This is a genomic window from Arthrobacter sp. Y3223164, from assembly GCF_059091005.1.
Genome location: NZ_JBNHGF010000324.1, coordinates 1 through 3167 on the forward strand (window position 1 = coordinate 1; position 3167 = coordinate 3167).

3 protein-coding genes are annotated in these 3167 nt (G+C 70.2%); all 3 read left to right on the forward strand.

What is annotated here, in order from left to right; genetic code table 11:
* The coding region (locus AC5RUJ_RS13365) for a DUF6541 family protein (protein ID WP_494155991.1) at positions 1-1880 on the forward strand (1880 nt) is incomplete at its 5' end.
* An 88-nt stretch (positions 1881-1968) separates the two neighbouring features.
* Complete coding sequence (locus AC5RUJ_RS13370; RefSeq protein ID WP_494049854.1) at positions 1969-2442, forward strand: OsmC family protein; 474 nt, start codon at positions 1969-1971, stop codon at positions 2440-2442.
* A 39-nt stretch (positions 2443-2481) separates the two neighbouring features.
* Positions 2482-3009 (forward strand): globin, encoded by a 528-nt coding sequence (locus AC5RUJ_RS13375; protein WP_494073839.1) that lies wholly within the window; start codon positions 2482-2484, stop codon positions 3007-3009.
* Positions 3010-3167 lie beyond the last annotated feature (158 nt).

The window sequence follows — 3167 nt, forward strand, 5'->3', positions numbered from 1 at the left end:
GGGCCATCGCTCCTCCACCCGCGGCGCGCCTCGCCGTCCCGCGCTCGGTGAAGTGGTTGCTGGCGGCGTCGCTCGCCCTCGCGGCGCTCGTCCTCGGCCGGGTGATGCTTGAGGCGATGGGCTCGATCCACCGCGTCTCGCAGGGCTGGGACCCGACCTACCACGTGAACGTCCTGCAATGGATTAAGGACAACGGCCAGGCCAGCCCGTGGAGCATCTGGCCGATCTTCGGCGGGGCGCCGCCGTCGTTCTATCCCGCCGGCTGGCATGCGATGGTGTCGCTGGTCCCGTGCGACGTGGTGACGGCGGGGAACCTGGCCTGCCTGATCATCGGCGGCCTGATGTGGCCGGCCGCCCTGGCCCTGCTGGCCCGCGCGCTGTTCCCCGCCCGGCCGCTCGTGTGGGTCCTCGCGCCGGTGATAGCTTCCTCCATGCTGGCCTTCCCTGTTGTCCAGATGTTCCGTGCCGGGCAGTGGCCCAACGGCTTCGCGGCCGCGCTGCTGCCGGCCATCCTCGCGCTCGGCATCGAACTGCAGTACCGGGTGCCCGTGGAGGCAAAGGCGCATGCGGATGCCGCGGGCACCCGGAGCGCCATTGCTGTCCGTCCCGTTTCTCCGGGCGCGGCCGACCCTGGCGCCGAAACCGCTGTCCGTACTGCCGCTCCGGCCGCGGCAGGAGCCGGCGAAAGTCCCCCGTCCCGCAGCGGGCACCGAAGGACGACGGCGGACCTCACCGCGCTGGCGGTGGTCGCGTTGGGCGTGACGTGGATACACCCCTCCGCCGCCGGCAGCCTGCTGGTGCTCGGCGGGTTTTACCTGGCGCGCTTCGTCGTGCTCCGCCTGGCCCGGCTCTGGCGGAGCCGCCGCGCGCTTTTCTACGCTGCGGCGGGGCTGCTGGCGGCCGCCGCTGGTGCCGCCGGATTCGTCCTGACCACCTCCACCCTCCTGGCCGCCGTCCTGTCGTATCCACGCGGGTCCACCGCGGGCTGGGCCGACGCCCTGGCATGGCTGTTCTTCGACCTGCCGCGCCAGCCGGACAGCGACGACGCCACCCCGGAGAGCTACGCCGTCGTCGTCGGGATCCTCATGGCGGCCGGAACCGTATGGGCCTGCTTCATCCCCCGCGCCCGGCCGGCCATAGCGGGCATGGCGGCGGCCATCGTGCTCTTCATCCTCGCGGCCGGCCCGGAAGAGCGCCCCTTCCGCTGGCTCAGCGGCTTCTGGTACACCGACCCGCCCCGGATCGCCCCGCTGGTCCACACTTTCGGCATCGTCTTCGCTGCCCTGGCCCTGGAGCGGCTGTGCACGCTGCTGGCCGGGCTTATCCAAACCCGCAATCAGGCCCGTCGGCGCCGAGCGGTCGCCGCCGCGTTGGCGTTTGCCGTCCTGGCCGCCGTCTTCGTGACCTCCGGCGGCTTCCGGCACGACGTCCGGGTGGAGGCGGCCTCGGTCCGCTACGGCATCACGGAGCACGGCGACGGGCGCGCGCTGATGGGCGGCGAGCAGGAGTTCATCCGCTCCCTGGAACCGCTGCTGCCCGACGACGCGATCGTCATCGGCGATCCCTTTAACGGCCTGCCCTACATCTACTCCCTCACGGGCCACCGAACCGTCTATTTCCAGAACGTCAGCAGCGCCGGCAGCGCGGACAAGGACTACCTGCGGCACCATTTCCGCGATATCGCATCCGATCCGCGGGTCTGCGACGCGCTGCACGGCACCGGTGCCACCCACCTGTACGACGACCAGCCGATCCGCGGCTACCAGCACAGCGAAAAACACCGTTGGCCGGGGTTCCAGGACATCGACTTCTCCCGGGGCTTCCGCCTGATCGCCTCCCACGGCACGGCGTCGCTCTACGAAATCACCGCCTGCCGCTGAAACGTCTGCGCCGGGCAGAGGCGGTCTCCAAGCAGCTGCGGCACGGCCGGTACCGCCGGTCTGCAGGAGCACGGGGTTTAATGGCGGCATGAACCTTTCCGAGCACCGCTACGCAGTTTCCCTCCACTGGACCGGCAACCGCGGCGAAGGCACCGCGAGCTACCGCGGCTACGGGCGGGACCACGTGGTGCGCGCGGCAGGGCTGCCGGAGCTGGCCGGCACCGCCGACCCCACCTTCCACGGCGACAAGGACCGCTGGAACCCGGAACAGCTGCTGCTCACGGCCCTGTCGCAGTGCCACATGCTCTCCTACCTGCACGTCGCGGTGAAGAACGGGCTGGTGGTGACGGCCTATGACGACGACGCCGAGGGCACCTTGCGCCTGAACCGCGACGGCAGCGGCGAATTCACGTCCGTGACGCTGCGGCCCCGCGTGGCCATCGGCGATCCGGGCCAGGCCGAACTCGCCCAGCGGCTCCACACGGATGCCAACAAGGTCTGCTTCATTGCGCGCAGCGTGAACTTCCCCGTCCACCACGAACCCCGGGTCGTCTCGGGCTGAGACAATGGTCATGACAGCATCAGCGAACAGAGACCATCGATGAGCGAAACACCCCAGACCCCCGAACTGCCCGCCGCGCGCCCCGGTTCGGCACAGCCGGCCGACGGCGCGGCCCTTCCGTCCCGTTTCGGCCAGCCGCTGGCCACGCTGACCCCGGCGCCGGCCGCCGCGAACGCGTTCAGGCAGCCCTCGTACACGGACAACTTCTACGACGCCGTCGGCGGGCACGAGACGTTCGTGAAACTCGTGGACGTCTTCTACGACGGAATCGCGGAGGACGACGTGCTGCGCCAGATGTACCCCGAGGAAGACCTCGGGCCGGCCAAGGTCCGGATGCGGATGTTCCTGGAGCAGTACTGGGGCGGCCCCGGCACCTACAGCGAACAGCGCGGCCACCCGCGGCTGCGGATGCGGCACCAGCCGTTCAAGGTGGACTTCGACGCCCGCGACCGTTGGCTCAAGCACATGCGCCGCGCCGTGGATGCCCTGGAACTGCCGCCGCTGCATGAACAGACGCTCTGGGACTACTTCGAGCGCGCCGCCCACTCCATGGTCAACAGCGCCTGACCTGCTCCTGCGACGCGGCCGGCTCCCGCTACAGTGAGGCGCCGCTGCGCACCAGGACGTGTTGGACTGCACCATGCCGATGATGCTGACGATCAGCCCGGCCACCGTCAGCGGTCCGAGCAGGGACAGGATAAAGCCGACGATCCCCATGGTCCTGC

Coding starts and splice junctions, on each gene's coding strand:
- AC5RUJ_RS13370 (WP_494049854.1), top strand. CDS start 1,969: ATGAACCTTTCCGAGCACCGCTACGCAGTTTCCCTCCACTGGACCGGC.
- AC5RUJ_RS13375 (WP_494073839.1), top strand. CDS start 2,482: ATGAGCGAAACACCCCAGACCCCCGAACTGCCCGCCGCGCGCCCCGGT.